The organism is Planktotalea arctica (genome assembly GCF_002105285.1).
GTDB lineage: Bacteria > Pseudomonadota > Alphaproteobacteria > Rhodobacterales > Rhodobacteraceae > Planktotalea > Planktotalea arctica.
Genome location: NZ_MUHR01000005.1, coordinates 260,582 through 280,833, shown reverse-complemented (window position 1 = coordinate 280,833; position 20,252 = coordinate 260,582). Strand labels below are relative to the sequence as shown.

9 protein-coding genes are annotated in these 20,252 nt (G+C 58.6%); 1 reads left to right on the top strand and 8 read right to left on the bottom strand.

The features are described from left to right. Positions 1-7 precede the first annotated feature (7 nt). From B9P63_RS05980 to B9P63_RS05950, 7 genes are all read right to left on the bottom strand, one after another. On the bottom strand, positions 8-1,006 hold the full coding sequence (locus B9P63_RS05980; RefSeq protein WP_245830562.1) for a hypothetical protein: 999 nt from the start codon (positions 1,004-1,006) through the stop codon (positions 8-10). Beyond that, positions 1,003-1,620: a 4'-phosphopantetheinyl transferase family protein gene (locus B9P63_RS05975; RefSeq protein ID WP_176219108.1), complete on the bottom strand. Its 618-nt coding sequence runs from the start codon at positions 1,618-1,620 to the stop codon at positions 1,003-1,005. Before B9P63_RS05975 ends, B9P63_RS05980 begins: the two co-directional genes overlap by 4 nt. A gap of 8 nt (positions 1,621-1,628) precedes the next feature. Then, positions 1,629-6,116, bottom strand: coding sequence for a MupA/Atu3671 family FMN-dependent luciferase-like monooxygenase (locus B9P63_RS05970; protein ID WP_085307639.1), 4,488 nt, complete (start codon positions 6,114-6,116; stop codon positions 1,629-1,631). After that, positions 6,116-7,114: a glycosyltransferase family 2 protein gene (locus tag B9P63_RS05965; RefSeq protein WP_085307638.1), complete on the bottom strand. Its 999-nt coding sequence runs from the start codon at positions 7,112-7,114 to the stop codon at positions 6,116-6,118. Before B9P63_RS05965 ends, B9P63_RS05970 begins: the two co-directional genes overlap by 1 nt. A 2-nt stretch (positions 7,115-7,116) precedes the next feature. Beyond that, on the bottom strand, positions 7,117-13,530 hold the full coding sequence (locus B9P63_RS05960) for a type I polyketide synthase (RefSeq protein WP_085307637.1): 6,414 nt from the start codon (positions 13,528-13,530) through the stop codon (positions 7,117-7,119). 115 nt (positions 13,531-13,645) lie between these two features. Then, positions 13,646-15,007: an oligosaccharide flippase family protein gene (locus tag B9P63_RS05955; protein ID WP_085307636.1), complete on the bottom strand. Its 1,362-nt coding sequence runs from the start codon at positions 15,005-15,007 to the stop codon at positions 13,646-13,648. Then, positions 15,004-15,852, bottom strand: coding sequence for a glycosyltransferase family 2 protein (locus B9P63_RS05950; protein WP_342743561.1), 849 nt, complete (start codon positions 15,850-15,852; stop codon positions 15,004-15,006). The genes B9P63_RS05955 and B9P63_RS05950 overlap by 4 nt, the downstream gene beginning before the upstream one ends. A 179-nt stretch (positions 15,853-16,031) precedes the next feature. On the opposite strand from B9P63_RS05950, the gene epsE reads away from it, so the two are divergent. Then, positions 16,032-17,228: an exopolysaccharide biosynthesis GT4 family glycosyltransferase EpsE gene (gene epsE, locus B9P63_RS05945; protein ID WP_085307635.1), complete on the top strand. Its 1,197-nt coding sequence runs from the start codon at positions 16,032-16,034 to the stop codon at positions 17,226-17,228. Here the strand turns inward: epsE and B9P63_RS05940 are convergent. Then, positions 17,225-20,209: a calcium-binding protein gene (locus B9P63_RS05940; protein WP_085307634.1), complete on the bottom strand. Its 2,985-nt coding sequence runs from the start codon at positions 20,207-20,209 to the stop codon at positions 17,225-17,227. The two genes, epsE and B9P63_RS05940, sit on opposite strands and share 4 nt — an antisense overlap. Positions 20,210-20,252: the final 43 nt, after the last annotated feature.

Sequence of the window (20,252 nt, the reverse complement as noted above, 5' to 3'; positions counted from 1 at the left end):
TGTTTCCCTATTTTTGCATCACCCCAGTCATCGGATCAAGGCGAACAACATCCCATACGATTTGTTGCAACTGTTGGGCCAAAAGTGGTGAAAGCACTGAAAACAGGTCATTTTCATCGTATAAATTAACACTATATCCCAAGCCGACAGGGCTTTGATGATACAGCACCGCATAGTGAGTCAGCGCAGCGATATAGTTCCCCAGATGATCCACATGGATCGTATCCAGCGTGCCGTCCTCGTTCTTGGCAAAGAGCGCCTCGGCGGTGCTTAACCCCTCAAGCGTTCCCGCCTCGATCCGGCGCGCGACCTCGGCCAGAACCTGCCCCACGGGAATCACGTAAATCGGCAGGGGCGGCGTGTCATAAGCTAGGGCAAGACGCAAAATTCCGTCCTCCCAATAACGCGTACGATCCTGCTCGAGACGCGTGCGCCAGCCCTCGGGATCATCGACATTATGCCATGTTTCATAAAGGTAAACACGCACATCGCTGCGACCCTCGCGGGCAAGGCTGGCAAATTTATGCGCATATTCGGCGCTATCAAAGTGTTTAATCGCATCGCGGATTTCGACCATTTCGGTCATGATGAAAGCGTCGTAATCGTCACTCCGCAGCGCCTGCGTCACATCGCGATAACGCGGATGGGCGTTCTCTTTTTCAAAGCCGAAAATCTCTTCGCTCGGCTCCCAATGGGATTTGAGCGGCGTGCCCCATCCGATCTGGCTCTCGTAGACATGGGTAATCCCGCGTTGTTCCGCCATTTGGCGGATCATGTCGGGCATGTTGCGATTGACCAGAGAATGCCCCAGATGAAAGACCCGCAGACCGTTTTCCGGTGCATTCAGCGGCACCTCGTAGAGCGCATCGAACGCCGCGCGCGGCATAGGATCGGGCGTGCAGCGCACCAGACCGCAGGCCGATAGCAGGAGCAAAAGCGCGCTCGACCCAAGAAAGCGGCGCTTGCGCAGGCCACGTTGAATTTTTGCAAAAATGCGCCTAATCATTCATTGTCTCCCGGTAGTGCGCAGAACGAAATAACGTGGTTTTCGCTGTGCAGCGTCGATACTTTGAACCCTTCCCCAGCTTTGAACACCCCGATATCACGCGTGAGCGTCAACGTGCTGGCACCATCACTTTTGGCATCATGAAACCCCATCATCTCACCGCTAATGGGAAACAGCGCTTTGAACAGGGCCTCTTTCATACTGAACAGCGCGATCGCCTCCGCGCCGCTCACATGCAACTCACTCTCGTGCAAGATGGCGCTGCGCAGTTCAGGCTTCAACGGAGCGTCGGGCTCGGCGTCAATCCCGATGGACGCGATTTCAATTTTACGCGCAGCGAGCGCAATGCAAAGGTGAGCGCTATGGGTGATCGAACCGCAAATACCGTCCGGCCAGACCGGCGCGCGGCGCACACCGACAGGGATTTCACAAAGCGCAACGCCTAGGGCGGCAAGGCTGGCGCGCGCGCCGTCACGACCCGCGCTGAATTCATTTTTGCGTTTGGTGACCGCACGAGCAACGGCCTGCTGCTCTGCACCGATCAGCGGATAATTTCGCCTCGGATCGCGCAGGGTAAATTGCACGCCAGCAGGCAAAAAACCTTCAAGTTCCATCGACAAACTCATTTGCGCAAACGCGCCGCGCGCATCGCGCGCCGCTTCGCCATCGCAGCCACGCGTCCTTCTGCACGTACGCTTGGCCCATCGGTTCCCGTGGCGGCCAGCGGTGTGCTTGCAATATTGGCCGCCTGCCCGCCACTTGCAGTGACGCACTCCACCAAAGCGGATAGGACGGGGAAGCGGAAGATATCCGTAATCGAAATTTGCGCACCCAACTTGTCACGAATTTCGCGATGCGCCTGCACCGCCAACAAGGAATGTCCGCCGATGTCGAAGAAATTATCGCTCGGCGCGATGCCTTGCACGCCAAGAATTCCACTCCAAATTGCAGAAATCTGCACGGTGACATCAGGGCCAAACGCACTGGACGCGGCCATAGTCGCCACAATTTCATGCTTTTTCACAGGTTTCGGAGAAGGCAAAGCAGCACGGTCCACCTTCTTGTTCGGGGTCAGGGGAAAGTGTTCGATCGGCTCGATCACGGAGGGCACCATATGCTGCGGCAGCTTGGCTTTCATCGCTGCGCGCATACCTTCGGGCGCGAGCGCTTGACCGGTGACATAGCCCACCAAACGCACGTCCCCGGGTGTATCTTCGCGCGCGATCACGACAGCTTGGGTGACACCGGCTTGCGCTTCCAAAGCACTCTCGATCTCGCCAAGTTCAATGCGGTAGCCGCGCAGTTTGATCTGGTTATCGACGCGGCCAAGGAATTCCAATTCACCCGATGCGGTATAGCGCACCAGATCGCCCGTGCGGTACATGCGGTCCCCATCAGGGTTGCTCACAAATCGCTCTGCCGTCAGATCATCGCGCTGCCAATAGCCGCGCGTCACGCCTGCGCCGCCGATGCACAGCTCGCCCGCAGCGCCGATCGGGCAAAGCGCGCCAGCGACGTCGAGCACATAAAACTTCGTGTTTGCAATAGGTTGGCCAAGGGGAACTGTGCCCTGCTGCGTCGCGGCCCGCGTTGACGACCAGATCGTAGTTTCGGTCGGCCCGTACATATTGGTGATGTCAGCGCCGCTGGCAGCCTTCAATTCAGACACCAAAGCGCCCGGCAATGCCTCCCCGCCCACCATGATATGCGACAGGCCGGCAAGCGCACCGCGCGCTTCATCGTTCATGCAGATCATCCGCGCCATCGAAGGCGTGCATTGCAGATGGCTGACTTTGTGGCGCACCAGTTGCGCCGCGATGGAGAAATCATCCTCCGCCATCTTCTGCACAGCATTGGAGCGGCGCACCACCTCTGCCAAGGGCCGCAGCCCTTCCAGAACCTGCGCTGTTCCGATGCCGTAATCGATCAGGCAGGCGACCTCGTTCACGCCAATGCGTTTCAGCGCATCGACCTTGGCGGCGCAATCCTGCACCGTGCCGAACAGGCCAGAATCCTCGAAATAGCGCAGGAAGGCGAAATCAAGAATGCCCTCCAATTCCTCCTCTTCCAGCGAACCAAGATCAAGCTGGAACGCATTATCCACGCCCTCAGGTCGTTTGAATGCGGGGAAAGCCCAGGCGTATTGCTTGATGAGGCCCGCAGCAGAGCGCAGATAATCCTTCATCGGTTCGCGCGCGACTTCGCGGGCAATTTCGCGGGTTTCAGCAATGTAGGTGTGCAGCATCAGCGTGACTTTGAAATCGCGCGGATCAAAGCCCGCTTCGCGCAGCGCCTCGTGATAAAGCGTGATCTTGCCTGCGACCTCGTCGATGCTTTGACCCAGCAGATGCGTGAGAACATTCGCACCGATGCGCCCCGCCTCTTTCCACGTTTCAGGATTGCCAGCGGTGGTCACCCAAACGGGCAATTCGCGGCTCACAGGGCGCGGCTGGGTAATGACCGCGTGCATCGATCCGTCAACCTTGGGGAATTCAACCGCCTCGCCGCGCCAGAGTTTGCGCACTTTCTCGATCGTGTCCATCATCGCGGGCTTGTTGTCGGGGGGCGTATTTTCAGGGCGCAGCACGAAATCATCGGGCTGCCAGCCAGAGGCCATGGCAAGTCCTGCGCGCCCGTTCGTGAGATTATCGATGACCGCCCATTCCTCTGCGATGCGCGCAGGATGGTGCAGCGGTGCGACACAGGAGCCCGAGCGCACACCGATGTTTTTCGTCACCGCTGCGACGGCTGCACCCGTGACGGAGGGATTGGGATAAGGGCCGCCAAAGGCATGAAAATGCCGCTCGGGCGTCCAGACTGCACAAAAGCCATGCGCGTCCGCGAATTTCGCACCCTCAAGCAAAAGTTCGTATTTCTTTTCCCCTGCGCCATCGTCGTTGCCCCAGTAATAGATCGAAAAATCCATCTCAGCGTCCGAGCTGAGGACGGGACCATTGGACAGCACTGCGCGGCCTTCATCCGAGGTCACGACCAGTTTGAAGCCGCGCGCGAGTGTGTAGAACAACTCAAGCACGGAAATATCAAAATTGAGCGAGGTGACGGCAAGCCAAGTCCCCGCTGGATCATGGGCAAGGCGTTGATCCATGCCCGTGAAAAAATTGCTCAGGTTGCGGTGCTCGACCATCACCCCCTTGGGGCGACCCGTGGAGCCGGAAGTGAAGATCAGATAGGCGAGGTTTTCCGGCCCTGCAAGTGGGCTTGGGTTTTCGGCGCTGGCCTTCGCAATACGTGGATCACGGTCCAACTCCAAAACCTCGGCATTGTGCGCAGGCAGGAAGGAAGATATCGCGCTTTGAGCGACGATGACTGCGACGCCGCTGTCCTCAAGATAGCCCATCAGGCGATGTTCGGGATAGGCGGGATCAAGCGGCACGTAAGCCCCCCCCGCCTTCATGATAGCCAGCGCACCGATGAGCATGTCAAGCGATCGGGACGTATACAGCCCCACCACCGTATCGGCTTTAACCCCCATCTCGCGCAGCACATGCGCCGCCTTATTGGCGCGCGTGTTCAGTTCTGCATAGGTGAGGGATTGATCCTCGACCACCAGCGCGATTTGATCGGGCGTTTTGCGCACCTGCGCTTCGATCATTTGCGGCAGGCAAGTCTGATCGAACGGTATTTCGGTCGCGTTCCAAGACGCGAGCAACTCCGCTTCGCTTGGCGGTACTGCGGGGATGTCGCGCGGCACGGCGCCATGGCTGAGGTGCGACGCGATATGAGCAAGGCGCGCGACGATGAGCGCAGCCGCCTCTGGGCTAAGGCGGGCCGCATCAAAGTGCAAATCACTGCCACAGAGCGTTGCAGCGCTCGCCTTGATCGGCGTATCCGCAAGGCCAAGCGGCGGCGCCTTGATCGCACTCAGGGCCGTATCGCGGATCAGCAGATCAACAGCGAAACCGCCCTTTTCGCGCTTGGCGTCGATTTGCGTCACATCGCGCAGGGGAACCCATGCGCAGATCAACGGCGTATCGCGCGCAATGCCCAATGCAATATCGCAAGGCCCGCCTGTCATCTGCTCGGCCAGTATCAAAAGCGCCCTTGGCAAATGCGCTATATGGTCGGTGTCAACGCGCAGGTTTTGCCAGCCTTGCAGGCCCGTTTGCTGTGCCAAGGGCAAGCTGCAAGGCGTGAAGTAGTCAAAGCGCCTGCGCCAGAATATATCCGCCTTTGCCGCTTTCGCCATTTGCGCATGGATCGCATCAGTGGGGGTTTGAAGCGCAGCCAGATCGCCGACAGACACGCTTGCCAGATCGCCCGAAACGCCCGTAAAGCGCAGCGCGCCATCGGGAAAGCCGAGGATCAGGCTTTGATCTCCGAGCGCGAGAACTTCGCCTGCACGGCCCTGCGCGCCGTCGATCTCCGCCCCGCCAAGGTGCAAGATCGCGCTGCCAATGCGCAGCTTCGCGGTGCACAGCGGGTTCCAATAGGGACCGTGATCCAGCGCGCGCACAAGGCGCAAGGCGTCATCGCGCGGATGGGTGTGATCGACAAAACCATAGCCATCGGGGCGTTCGGCCAATGCGAAATAGCTGCGCTCGCCGAGGTTTTGCACTTGAGCATGAGAGGCACCGTTTTCGACCGCGTCCAGCACGCGCGCAAAACTTTGCACCCCCGCCTCGAAACAGCGGGTGTTAAGCGTGAAGGCCGTGTCGGAGGCGCGAATATCGAACATTTCCTGCGCTATGATGCGGCCCTCATCCACGCCGCCCTCGATCATATGCCATGTGATGCCGTGCTGAACCTCGCCATTGAGCAAGGCCCAGACCGGCGCGTTCAAACCCGCATAGCGCGGCAGCGGGCCATCATGGAAATTCACCGCGCCCTTACGACCCAGCGCCAGCAGATCCGCAGAGAGCAATTCAAGGTTCGCGACCGAGAATATCCAGTCGACCGGATCGCCCAAACGCGCCGCGAGCCCGGTGCCGAATCCCAGCACATCCAGCCCTTCGCCCGCCACCCATTTACGCACATCCGCGCTATGGGTGACGACCGCGTGCAGATTGTAACCGCGCGCGCGCATTTGGCGGCCCGCTTCGATTGTCAGGCTTTCAGAACCAATCAGGATCACGCTTAGGGGGGCACTCATCAACTGTCTCCAACACTCTTTAAATCGCACAAATGCGGCGCGTTTGCAGGGCGCGCGCGCGCAAGCAGATGGCGGGTATCATGCACGATCAGATCGCGCAGAAAATGATCTGGATCAGCTTGCGGTTTGCCCTGAAGCGCGCGGCGAATGCGCCAGAGCAGGCCACCGATCACATGGGCTTTCACGGCGAGCACAGCGTAGAGCCAGCCATGGTTCTTGGTAAAATAATGCAGGCGCGAATTGAACCAGTACTGCGGCATGCGCGCCCAAGTTTTCATCCCCGTAGAAACAGACCCGATATGGGTCACTTCGCTTGTCCGCACGAACACTGTTGGCCAGCCCGCCAGCTTGGCACGGCGGCAGAGGTCAGTTTCCTCAAAGTATAGAAAGAAGGTTTCGTCAAAAAGACCAATATCCTCAAGCACATCGCGGCGCATCATCAGACTGGCACCTGCAAGCCAATCCACCTCGCGCGTGCGGTCGGGCACATCGATCGGCACGCGCTTGGACGCAAGCAAACGCGAGATCGGGCCAAAGCGCGCAGCACCCTCAAGTTCTGATGCGATCGAAGGGAATCGGAAAGTCGTGAGGTGTGCAGCGCCGTCTAGGCCGTGGATATAGCTGCCTGCAAAACCAACCTTTGGATGGGCTTCAAGGTAGTCCAAAAGCGCCTTGATACTGCCCGCATCGGGGAAGGCGTCAGAATTCAAGACATAGTAGTAGTCCGGCTTGGAACCATCGCTGAGACCAAGGCGCAGGCCGACATTGTTGCCAGCGCCAAAGCCACCATTTCGTTCCGATTGCACCACGCGCACGCGCGCCCAACCTTGAGCGCTTGCATGGGCCTGCATCGCCTCGAAAGAACCATCGCCAGAGGCGTTATCAACGATGACAATCTCACCCTCCAAAGCGGTCATTTCGCGCAGGGCTGCCTCTGCCGATTGCAGGGTCATGTCCGCCGTTTTGTAGTTCAGGATGATGGTCAAGATGCTGGGCATGATCACTCTGCCGCCAATATCTGCGTGGGCGCGTGGGGCTTCATTTCAGCCACCTCTATCGCCGCTTTCATGCGCTCGGCGAGCACACGCACATTAGGTTCCAGCACCATGGAATCGTGATCCCCCGGCACTTCGCTCACTTGCACGTTCGGCGCATGCTGCGTCCAGTCGTTGTCGTGCAACACATAGGCGCGTTCAGAGTTGACCTGTTTGCCGCCCGACACGCTCCAATGACCCACCAGCGGCGGGCGATAAAGTTGCAGATTTCCGTTCCATGGACGCACCTCATAGGCACCGACAGCTTCGAGAAACGCCGCTTCGATTTCGGCATTGTGGAACTGGTGTTCTTGCGTTTGACCCAAGTCCGGCGCGCGGCGTTTTGAGACTTCCCACGCCACGCGGCGCGCAATCCAGCGGAATGGATAGAGGATACCGCCGCGCTTCAGCTCTGCGCCTTGGATATAGAGGCGGTCGATAAGGTCTAAAGGACGGCGCAGCGGCAAAGGCGTGTCGAGCAGCACGATCAGGCTGACCACCTCACCCGCGTCTTCCAGTTGGCGCGCGATTTCATAAGCAGTGATCCCGCCGCCGGAAAAGCCGCCAAGCATATAGGGTCCGCTTGGCTGCACTTGGCGTAGCTCTTCGATGTAATCGCGCGCCGCCGCCTCGATGCTGCGATGGGGTTCTTGATCACCATAAAGACCACGCGCTTGCAGGCCATAAAACGGGCGATCCGCACCGAGCAGATGCGCAAGGTGGCGCAGGTTAAGCACATTGCCGAACATGCCCGCAACCAGGAAGAAAGGTTGCTTTTGTCCTGCATTGCCTTCGTGCATACGCACGATATGGGTGAACCTGCGCTCGGGCGTTTTTGGCGCGGGAGCATCGTCTCCCACGTCTTGCGAGCCGATCTGCACATCTATCAGCGCAGCAATTTTACGGATGCTCGGGGCCTCGAACAGAACAGAGATGGGGAAGTCGATGCGATAGGCTTTCTTGATTTGCGCGAACAGGCGCACGGCGATCAGGGAATGGCCGCCAAGATCAAAGAAACTGTCATCGATGCCCACATCCGACACGCCCAGCAGGTCCTGCCACATGGACGCCAGCGTGCGCTCTATTTCAGTTTCGGGGGCGGCGTAATCGCTATCAAGATCAGGCCGTTCGAACCCTGCGCTGGCACTGCTTTGCACCATATCCAGCGCGCTTTGCGCTTTGAGCGCATCGAGATCGAGCGAGGACACGGTAATCTGCGAAACATCGCTCGCCATGACGCGCGCAAAGGCCTGCGCGCCCTCACTCGGGCGGATACCTTGGGCGATGTTGTGGTGCAGGCGTTCTTCTGCAGCGGACAGCGGCTGGGCGCTGTCGCTTTTCTCGAATTCCACCTCGTTGGGATGGGGCGCAGGGGCGCGGCCAAGGCTGGCACTGTCGGCCATACGCTTGATCGAGAAACCATTGATTTCCACGCAAACCTCACCCGTTGGCGTGCAAAGCGTGATGTCAAAGCGCACGATCTCGCCGTCGCGTGTGACGGCCTTGACGCAGGACACGATCCGCGCAGGAAGGCCGCGGTAAACCCGCATGTCCGCATAGCTAAGGGGGACCCAGAGGTGATCGCCTTTGTAGCCCTCGATGAGTTGCATACCCCAGCCTGTCGCAAGGTCCATGAGAGCGGGATGCAGGGCAAACCTCGTGTCGCCTTGCGCCTCTTGCGGCAGGGAAAGCTCTGCGATTCCAGTGCCCTGACCCATGGACGTTGATTGCAATACGCGCCAGCGCGGTCCGAAATCGAGATGCGCCTCTTGCGGGGAGATGAGCGTTTCGCCTGCCTTTGCGCGGGTCGGTTCAGGCAGGTTCGCGCGGATTGCAGTCAGGTCGATCGACTCAGGCTCGGGCAGTTTGCTAAGGACGAGGCTGGCCTGCGCGTTGCACTGCCATGCGGGGCGCCCTTGCACTTCAACTGCGCTCAGAACCTCCATGTCGAAGCCTGCATCCGTCGTGCTAAGGCGCAGGCGCATACGGCGTGTGTCGCTCTCGCCCACATCCAAAGGGCGCAGGAAATAAAGGTCGCGAATGCTAAACGCACTGGTGATCCCGAGGGCGCGCAGGGCCTCGCTGGCAAGTTCCAGATAGCCCGTTCCAGGCATCAGGATCATGCCCTCTGTGGTGCGGTGCTCGGACAGAATCCAGTGGGTTTTTGCTGAAAGCTCCGTCTCGAAAATATGCCGCCCTTCGCCATCGCCTGTGAGCGTGTCGAGCAAGGGTTGATCCACATCGCGCACGAGCATTTCTAGCGGCGCACCAAGGCGCGCGGCCATCGCATCAGCAGCCATGCCCACATCCGTCCAAATGCCCCACCCCAGCGCGATCACGCGCGTCGCGTCGCATGCGCGCGCCGCGGAATATGCGTTCAGGAAATCATTGGCGGCCACATAGTCGATCTGACCCGCAGGCGCGGTGACGGTGGAGGAGGACGAGAACAGTACGAGCCAGTCGAGCGCGCCGTCCTCCCAGACCTTGCCCAGCACCTGCGTGCCGTGAATTTTGGGCGTGAACACCGCCTCGACAGAGCCCGCGCCCTTGGCCAAAATCGGCGCATCGTCGATCACGCCAGCGGCGTGGATAATACCTGTGATCGCGCCGAATTTCGCCTCGGCCTGCTTACGCACCGCGCGCATGTCCTCGGCGTTGCACACGTCGCCTGCAAGGCACAGAACCTCGCCGCCCAGCGCCTCAAGCGCCTGCACAGCTTCGACGTAGTGCGCGGCGGGATCGGCTGGGGCGAGATTGCTCCACATTTCGCGATCGGGTAGGGCTTTGCGCGACACCAGCACGATGCGCGCCTTGAAGCGGGTGATGAAATCGCGCGCGAGGCTTTGACCAATGCCGCCGAAACCGCCTGTGATAAGAACGGTTGCGCCCTGTTTCAGGGACCATGGCTCGGAAGGGTCAGGCAGGCTGCGCACCTTGGTGGATTGCACATAGCGCGTGCCTTTGCGCAGCGCGGCAATGGTGTTGCTCGGCGCGCTTAGCAGCTCTTCGAGCAAGGGCGTTGTCAAATCTTCGCGCGCGGTGGTTTTACCGAAGAAGGATTGCGGCGTTTGCGCCGGCATCGCGAGATCGAGCCATGAGACGGTCAGGCCCGGGAATTCGGCGGGGGTAACTTTGACGGGGCCATTGAGCGTCGCCTTTTCTGGGTAGCGCGCGCGTTGGCCTGCAAGGCTTTGCGCATCGGTTGAGATCACCGAAATGTGCAGCGGTGTGGGCAGACCTTCCCCGCTGATCGCTTGGGCAAGGAACATCAGGGAATAAAAGCCCTGCTCTTGATTGCGGTGGAAAAAGCTGGAGCCGGGGCGGTAGCTTTCGCCCTGCGTCACCGACCAGAAATGCGCGATGCGCTCGGGCGTGCGGCCGATTGCAACGAGTTCGGAAATCAGCCGATCATAGCCATCGCGGCCCTGTTCGGGCGCAAGGGCGTAGCGGTCCTCGGACAAGCGCGCAAAGGCGTCTGCGGCGACAACTTCGATGACGGTGTGATCAGCCTCGCGCAACCGCCCGGTCACGGGTTTTGAGAGACCCGCCTCATCCGCGAAGACAAGCCATGTCATCGGGGTGCCAAGGTCCGCCTCGATATCTAGGGGGCAATCTGCATAGCACTTTTGCCAATGGGGCACATAGCCCCAATCGGCGATGTCCTCGCGGCGCATGATACGGCTTGGCGCGCGCGTCTCTTGCGGAGCGGCGGGGGCTATGAAGTAAGGGCTGCGCTGGAATTGATAGTCCGGCAAAACCACCTTGTTGCGTGCGTGCTCGCCCCAGATTTGCAGCCAGTCGATGTCAAGGCCGACCGCCCAAAGACGACCAAGCACAGACATGAAGAAGGCATCATCCGCCACATCCTGATCTGGATGGCGCAGCACGTTAATCACTTGATCGCTCTGGATATTCTCGCATTGCTGCGCGAGCGAGCAAAGCGCTTTACCGGGGCCGACTTCGATAAATGCGCGGTTCGCGGTACTGGCGAGATGCGTGATGCCATCGGCGAAATGCACCGTGCCGCGCAGGTGTTGCACCCAGTAATCAGGGTCCATCGCCTGCTCATCCGTGAGCGGGTGGCCCGTGCGGTTCGAGATGATCGGTATCTGGGGTGCATTTAGTGGGATCGAGCGCAGATAATCGCCGAAACGGGTCAAAATGGGCTCTAACATGCGGCTATGCGCGGCGATGTCGATAGGGATGCGCTGGCAGTCAATGTCGAGCGCGCTTAGCTTGGACTGCAAAGCATCGAGGGCGTCTTGGGGGCCAGACGCGACCGAGAGGTTCGGGCCGTTGATCGCAGCGAGATCCAGCCTGCCGCCAAGATGCGCGCGCAGATCATCCGCGGATAGCGAAACGCTTAGCATGCCGCCTGTGGGAACCGTATCAAAGAGTTGGCCACGCAAGTGGACAAGGCCGATGCAGTCCTCGAAACTCATCACACCGGCGAGGGCAGCAGCAGTGTTTTCGCCCATGGAATGCCCGATCAGAACACTTGGCGTGACGCCCCAGCTTTCCAGTAGTTTCGCCAATGCGTATTCGACAATCATGATCAGCGGCAGTTGGATTGAGGGTTTTTTCAAAGCCTCATCGGCGCGCTGGCGCTCCAACTCTTTGGGCAACCAAAGCGCGCGAATGTCATAGTCGAGACGCGGCCCTAGAATATCGAGTCCCGCATCAATCCATTCGGCGAAAGTCGGTTCGGTCTCGTAAAGATCGCGCGCCATGCCGGCGTATTGCGCGCCGCCGCCGGGGAACATGAAAACCGCTTCGGGATTGCTAAGCGCGCGGTGGGTGAACACCTCGCGCGGGTCGGATTTGTTCAACTTATCAGCGGCCTGCGTAGGCGTTTCTGCAACGACCACACGACGGCGTTCAAACGCGCGGCGACCCTGCTTGAGGGTATAGGCGACATCGGCCAGATCAGCGTCGGGATTCGCGCTAAGGAAGGCACTGAGCGCTAAGGTATTGGCATCAAGCGCGGCCTTATTACGGCCTGAAACAGTAAGGAGCTGGAAGGGCCAATCGGACGGCGCTGACGCCGCGCGTATAGGTGCTTCTTCGACCACTGCATGCGCGTTCGTGCCGCCAACGCCGAGGGAGTTTACACCAGCGCAGCGCGGGCCACCTCGCGCGGTCCAATCGGTTAACCTATCGTTCACAAAGAACGGGCTAGTGTCGAAATCAATCGCAGGGTTCGGGGCCTCATAACCAATACTCGGAGGCATTTTTTTGTTGTGCAGCGCCAATGCCGTCTTGATCAGGCTCGCCGCACCAGCGGCTGTGTCGAGGTGGCCGATGTTGGTTTTGACTGAACCGATGCGGCAAAACCCTGTCTGGTCCGTGCTCTCGCGAAAGGCCTCTGTGAGGGCGGCGACCTCGATAGGATCGCCCAAATATGTTCCCGTGCCATGGCATTCCACGTAATCGATGCTATCCGCTGTGACGCCCGCAATCGCCTGCGCCTCTGCAATCGCAGCCGCTTGACCACCCACGGAAGGTGCGAGGTAGCCCGCCTTGTCGGAGCCATCGTTATTGACTGCCGTACCCTTGATCACCGCCCAGATGTGGTCGCGATCCGCGATTGCGTCTTCAAGGCGGCGCAGCACCAAGGCGCCTGCACCAGAACCGAAAACAGTGCCCTTTGCGCGATGATCGAAGGCATGGCATTGACCGTCCGGCGAAAGGATTTCGTTCTCTTTGAACAGATATCCCTGCCCTTGCGGCAGATCGATGGTGACACCCCCGGCAATGGCCATGTCACATTCACCGTTTAGTAACGCAGCGGACGCATAGTGCACGCCAACGAGAGAGGTGGAGCAAGCGGTTTGCACCGAAATGGAGGGGCCGCGCAGATCAAGGAAATGGCTAAGCCGCGTGCTGAGGAAATCCTTGTCGTTACCCGTGTGGCGCAGCAGAAACATGCCTGTGCTGTCGACAAGATCGCGATTGGAGCAGATGTTGAAATAGAAATAGCTGCCCATGCCGCAGCCTGCATAAACGCCGATGGGGCCGTCAAAATTCTCGGGCATGTGACCCGCGTTTTCAAGCGCATGCCAGGAGACTTCGAGGAACTTACGGTGCTGAGGGTCCATGATGGCCGCCTCTTTGGGGCTAAGCCCGAAGAAATCAGCGTCAAATTCTGTGTAGCCCTCAAGATTGGCGGCAAAGGGAACATAGTTGGGGTCAGCCAGCGTCGCCGGATCGACGCCAGCGGCGATCATGTCCTCAACCGAGAGCCGCTTGATTGCGGAGGTGCCGCTGCGCAGCATGTCCCAATAGGCATCCAGCCCTAAAGCGCCGGGCAATTGCGCGGACATTCCAACGATAGCAATATCGCCAGACATTATAGATTTGGACGCGTCAAACTCAGACATACCACCACTCAAGCATCACATTTCAGGGGTCTTTATCCCGCAAGAATAAGAAGATTTTGAGGCATTCGGTAAAAAACTTACGTCGCTTTGCGGTATCTGGCTACCCGTTTCGGGGCTAGCTTGATGCGGCCAATTGAACGACACCATCCCAATTAAGCCAAAGCGCAGCGGATCCCACGCCCGCGCCAAGCACGGCAAAGGTCAAATCATGCAGCGGATCCCACGCGCCCATGCGCCGCGCAAGCCAGACCACGACGGGATAAATCACCGCCATCGCAATGCCGATACTGAACAGCGCGCCGATCAACCCGAACATCTCGAGCGCAAGAAACATCGCACCCAGCATGATGACGGCGCGCGTGGCGGCGAGCACGAAAAAGCGTCTGGAATCGCCCGCGGCCAGCGCCGCTTGATCATAGGTCAGCACGATGATCTGCGGCACCTGCATGCAAGCGATGATCACGACGATGATGCCCGCTTCATGATAGCGCGGATCGTAGAGAAATTCAGCAAGCGGCACGCCGATAAAAGAAAGGATCGCAACACCGAAAAGAAGGCCACCGCTTACCACAAAACGCATCTTGCGAAGGGCTGCGAAATTCGCGGCACTCTCGCGTGGAGGGCGTTCGCGATAGAGCGGGATCAGCAGTTTATGAGTGACGGAAATGCCCAAGAGCAGAGGGAAGCTCGCGAGGAAAAAGCCGATGTTGTAAACTCCGAACTGATCGAGCGGTAGATACGCACCAAGCAGCATTTTATCACTTTGGTTGAACAGGAATCCCGCGACCGTGCTGAGGAAAATCCACTTGCCAAAATTGATCAACTCATGCGCGGCGGGCTTTTCCCATTCAAACCGATCGCGGTGGCCCACCAAATATATCCAAAACAGGAAAAGCTGCACCAAACAACTGATAACACTTGAAAAAACCAACGCCCAAACCGATTGCGTTAAGTATGCGAGAACAACTGCGCTGACAATTCCAGTCAATTGAGTGACAATATCGATGGTCGTGACGCGCCCCAATTGCAAGTGCCGGTTGGCAAGCATGAGCCGCGTCGGATTGAACCCCTGGATAACCAAAGTCAGCGCGGCAACAGGCAAGATTTGCATCAACTGCGGTTCGCCATAAAGAAGCGCCATGGGGTAGGCCAGCACACTGGCCGCAAGCCACAACAACACACCGCGCCCTGCTTGGATTGTCCAAGCAGTGTTCAGGAAGCGCGGATCATCGCCGCGTTTGCTTTGCATGATCGCGGGGCCGACGCCGACGTCGGAAAATTGGTAAAGGCCTTGAATAAAGACCATGACAAGGGCCATCATACCGAAGGCCTCGGGGAACAAAAGCCGTGTCAGAATAAGGTTGGACGCAAGGCGGATCATCTGGCTAGCGCCAAAGCCGCCAACGGTCAGAAACGAGCTGCGCATCGCTCGCGCGCGCAAGTTCGAGCCTTGAAAAAGCGCTGTGATCCGTCTCATCTGCCGCGCTCCCAAGTGCTTGTTCTGCTTGGGGTTAATTTCACGGTAAGCGAGACGATACCATAGGCGAGCGTGCCAATGGGATGACGCAAAACAGCCTTTAGCACGGCGCTTGGGGCGAAGCGCAACTTCGCATCATTGCGCAGTAAGTCAGGGAATTTTGTATTCAACTCATGCACACCAGCATTTTGGCGACGGCGCACACGGATCAGGTTTTTCATGCCATCAACAAGAGGCCAGTCATAGCCGGCGTTCACCTCGTAACGCTCATCCGGTGCAAATTTCAGGCGCGCAAAAGTGTCGTCGGAAATGATCGCAGGCCAATTGCCAAAGCGCGCGCGGCCCGCGCTATTCATCGCGAAAAAGCCGCATCCTGGGGCGGGTTGCTTCATGAACGGTGTTTGCAGATAGAACTGCGCGTAGGCGCGGGTGAAACAGCTTTTCGCACGGCTCAGACGCACCGCGCCACTGGCATAGGCAGGTTTGTTGCCACCAAGCACATCGGTGATTTCTGCCAGCAAGGCTCGGCTGACGATCACATCCGCATCGAGATAAGCGCACAAAGGCGCTTTGACCGCGCAATCAGCAGCATTAAGCGCTGCGAGCTTGCTGCCGTGCTCCAGCTCGATCACATCCAGTTGCCATCCCAGCACCTGTGCGCGCATTTGGAAACTACGCGCAATGTCAGCGGTTTCGTCGCGACACCCGTTGGGGACGACAATAATTTGAACCGCATCGTTACGCGGAAAATCGCTGGCCAAGACAGCGTCAAGGCAACGCCCGATATGGGCGGCCTCGTTGTTAGCTGGCAAAATCAGGCTCAATGCAGGGGTGATGGCACTCATTTTGCGAACTTCCAAACAAACAGGTCAAATTGTGGACATCTTTTCATGTTAGATGACTAAGTGTCCCTTGTTCCCAAGGCTCCTACGTACTCTGATACCGTTATTGGTTCAATTTGTTGAAATTATGTCTGCCGAGGCACCGCCCTAATGAAGCTGTCGTTATGAACACTGCCCACCCTATGCGCCTAGGCTATCTGGTGCCGCAATTCCCCGGTCAGACCCATATTTTCTTTTGGCGAGAGATTGCCGAGTTGGAAGCGCGCGACATCGATGTCCATATACTAAGCACGCAGCCGCCCCCTACTGGCCTTATCGCGCATGAGTGGTCAAAAGAGGCGATAGCGCGCACGACCTATCTTGCCTCAAAAAACCCGTTGAACATGCTGCGCGCTGCGCTGCATCAACCCTGGTTTCAATTCATCGCGCAAATGCGGCTTGATGGGGCAAGCGTCGCCAAGGATATCGCGATTTGCCTGCCTGCCGCCACACGTTTACTTGATTATGCGCAGGCACAAAACCTCGATCATATTCACGTGCATTCCTGCGCGCGCGCGGCGTTGATCGCGGCCATGTGCAAACATATGGGCGGGCCGGAGTATAGCGTCACACTGCATGGGCCGATGTCTGATTACGGGCGCGCGCAACCGCTCAAATGGCGCGCCGCGCGCTTTGCCACAATCATCACCCGCAAGCTCGAAGCAGAGGCGCGCGAGGCCTTGGGAGATACGATGCCTGCGCAAATCTACATTCGAGCAATGGGCGTGGACACCGAGGTTTTGAAACGCACGGTGCCCTATATCGCCCCGGCAAATGGCGCGCCGCTTAGGGTTTTCAGTTGTGCACGTTTGAACATCGTCAAAGGCCATCAGGATGCGATGGAAGCGGTATACATGCTGCGCCAAAAGGGCGTGGATGTGCATCTCGAAATTGCGGGCGAGGATGATGCGGGTGGCAGCGGGTATCGCCGCGTTCTGGAAGAGCGGATCAGCGCATTGGGCCTGCAGGATCACGTGCGCCTGCTTGGCGCGATCGACGCTGGGGCGGTGAAAGCCAAGCTGCTCGATGCGCATCTGTTCGTTCTCGCCTCGTGGCACGAACCACTTGGCGTCGCCTATATGGAAGCGATGAGCTGCGGCGTGCCGACGATCGGCACTGATGCGGGCGGCGTTACGGAAATGATCAAAAGCGGGCAAACCGCTATTCTGGTACCCCCCAAAGAACCTGGAAAACTGGCCGATGCAATCCTGCAATTGAGCGAGGACCAAAGCGAATTGCTCCGCCTCAGCGCCGCAGGGCGCGCACATATCGAGGCGCATTACCATGCTTCCATGGGCGCAGAAACTTTGATTGAAGGGATCAGGGCAAACCGCGCCTAGCGCAGGTCTTCGACCATGATCGCAAGGTCTTCATCCGCTTCGAACCAGAGCATTTCCACATCGCGCAATTCCGCATCCACGAAATTGCTGCGCACCCGAATGCCACCTTCGATCTGCGAAAACGTGTACGAAGACGGCCCCCCCGGCAAGAGTGCCGCATCAAAGCCGCCGCCGCCGAGCAGCTTGTCGTTGCCGCCCATCGGGTGCAGCACATCATCACCGTCGCCGCCAACCAGAACATCCGCACGCCGCGTGCCTTTGATGTCGTTTGCGCCGCCATCACCGACGATCACGCGCCCGCCCTCAAAGGCGTCGGGCTGGCGTTCTTCCCACCACGCAGGCGTATTCGCGTTAAACGCCATAAGCGCATCCCAACGTGGATTTTCATCTTGCAAATGGCGCAAAGCGCCCCAGCTGCCGTATTGGCTTGGCTTCGCCACATCGACGAACGCATTGAAAAGCGTGCCCGTCGCATCCTTCCAACCTGTGATCAGATCGGCGTAGATACCGCCCATTTCGGGTGAATAGTTGAACTGTTTGAAGAATTCGATCAGCGTTTCGTTCGTGGACCACTCTCCGCTAACGGCCACATGCGTGCCACCCTCGTACATGACAAGGCGCAGCCCGTGGTCTTCGGCGACCTTCGCTTGCTCGGGGAAAATCACCTCGATCAATTCCTTGATCGATCCCTCGCGCAGGGCCGCGTCCACCAGCTTGTTCGCAGCGACATATTTGTGTTGCTCGACGTAGGCGTCGCGCTCTGCGCCCAGAAGGCCTTTGACCGCCGCATCGTTAACTGCCGTGCGCTCGCTATCCTCGAGCCAGCCCAGAACGGTTGGCGCTTGTTCATCGCTGCCCATTTCGAAGCCGAAATAGCCAGTGATCGCATAATCGGTAAAATAGACGTAGGGCGGCCAGTTCTTATCAGGGTCCTCTTCAACCCAGAGCGGCGCGTTAAGTGATGCCTCCTCAAGGCCGAGCCAGCCCGTGTGTGTGCCGATCACCGTGCCGAGGCGGTCAGAGGTATTTTCACCGAAAACCTCCGTCCAGATTTGCGCCATTTGCGCCGAGCGCATGCCATAGAACTGCATCCATGAATCGTCCCCTGCAGCGCGGCCCCAACGTTCCTTTGATTGCTCGTTCGCATAGACCGCTTGGGGGAAGATGAAATTCCACACCTCGTTGGAATACTCCACATAGGCGCGCAGATCGCGGCGCAGGGTTTGTTCCGTCAACTCGGCAAACGCGCGGAAATAGCCATCATCGGCCATGTGGGGCATGTTGAACCAAGGGTCCGCACCGACCATGTTGGACAGCTCGATCATGACTTCGGCAGGAACGCCGCGCCGCACATATGTATAGTCGGCAAGGTTGGCGCGCTTGTCCCACGTGCTCGATTTGGAGCCGTTGGTCGACATCCAGTCCATAAAGCGCAGCGATCGCAGATTTTCGATCCGCGCGAGCCAGGCCGGATTGAAAATCACACCGGCAGCGACAAGCTCGGCGTCGCTTTCCCGGAATACCTTGATGTTACGAATGTGATCGCTCGGGTCGGTTTCGGTGATGGCGATCGCGATCAGGCCCTCACCGGGGGTGTAATCAAAGCGAATTTCGCCCTCCGAGCGGCGCACGTTCTTGGCCCGCCCCGCGATATCAAGTTTGCCCTGACCCTCGAAGGTGGCCACGTAGCGCCCTGCAAGCGCCGTTGCTTCAACGGGTTGATCTGTCAGCATAAACGCCTCAATCGCACGTGCGCCATCTGGCAAACGCAGGGGCCAGCCGAATTCATCCAGATAGCCGCCAGCTTCCAATGCCTCGGCATCGAACGCGCCCCATTGATCATTCGTGTGCCCGACCCAAGGGCGCGCGGTTTTCATCAGATCAAGGAAGGGATGTTGCACCGACCAATCGGCGATACCGTTCAGACCCATCGCCAGCGAAGGCGCAGTAACACCATCGGCGTAGGTGATCGCAGGGGCCTGATGTGTTTCGTTTTGCACTGGTTCAGGCATTGGCTCGGGTGTTTGTATTGACGCTTGCATTGGCGCGTCCGTTGCAGCCGCCGCTTGGGCGCGCGGCAAGGCAGAAACCCGCTCCCAAATGGCATCGCGCACCATCGGGAAGGTCGCACGCAACTCAGGCGCGACACTGCTGGGAGGGCGGAAACTCTCGGGGACAGGTTCACCGTAGATCGTGTTGTACGTCACCATCGCCGCCATCAGATAAAGCGCAGAGGTGCCGTGCGGCGCGTCGTCCTCGTAAAAGGTCTCTGCCGCCAGTTCGGACAAAGCCGTCTCCATCATGACCGACGACAAGACGCGCGACACAGGGATCAACGTGATCTCGCGGCCCTGCGCTGCGCCTGAAATGCCCAATGCAAACGCGTCGTACCATGCCGCGTAATCGCCAGTCGCAAACTCGTGATAGGCACGTAGCCCGTTGGCATTTGGGGGAAAAGCACCCGAAACCGCCGCCATTTCTGGCCAACCCTCAAACAGGTAAACACCGACATTCGGATCGGCATCAGCCACCCAATTCACGATTGCAGCGGCCGCATCGACGGGGGACAGGTTTTCGGGATTTTCGCCGTCATAGGGTGCATCGGGTGTTTGGTACTGAATGAAATTGCCGGGCACCATCCAGATGTTCGTCAGGCTCGCATCCTTGAATTGACGCCGCTCGCTGTTCCAGGCGTCATTGACCGCTTTGAACGACCAGTTGGGCTGGGGCGGCAGTGTGCGCATAAAATCGCGCATAAAGCCCCATTGACCGCTCAGGGCAAATTCGTGCCCCCCCTCGCGCGCCATAAGAGCCATCCAATGCGGAACGGTGGTTTCATCGCTGTCACTTAGGTGATGGATGAGCGAATTGCCAAAAACATACGCCCGCTCGCTTTTTTGTTGCGCAGCGACAGACGTGCCAAATACAGCAGAAAGCGCCACTGCAAAGGCAGCAAGCCGTTTAGTGAAACGTAAAACCATAACCGTGAACTCCTGCCGCGCCCTTACTCGAGAATATAGATAC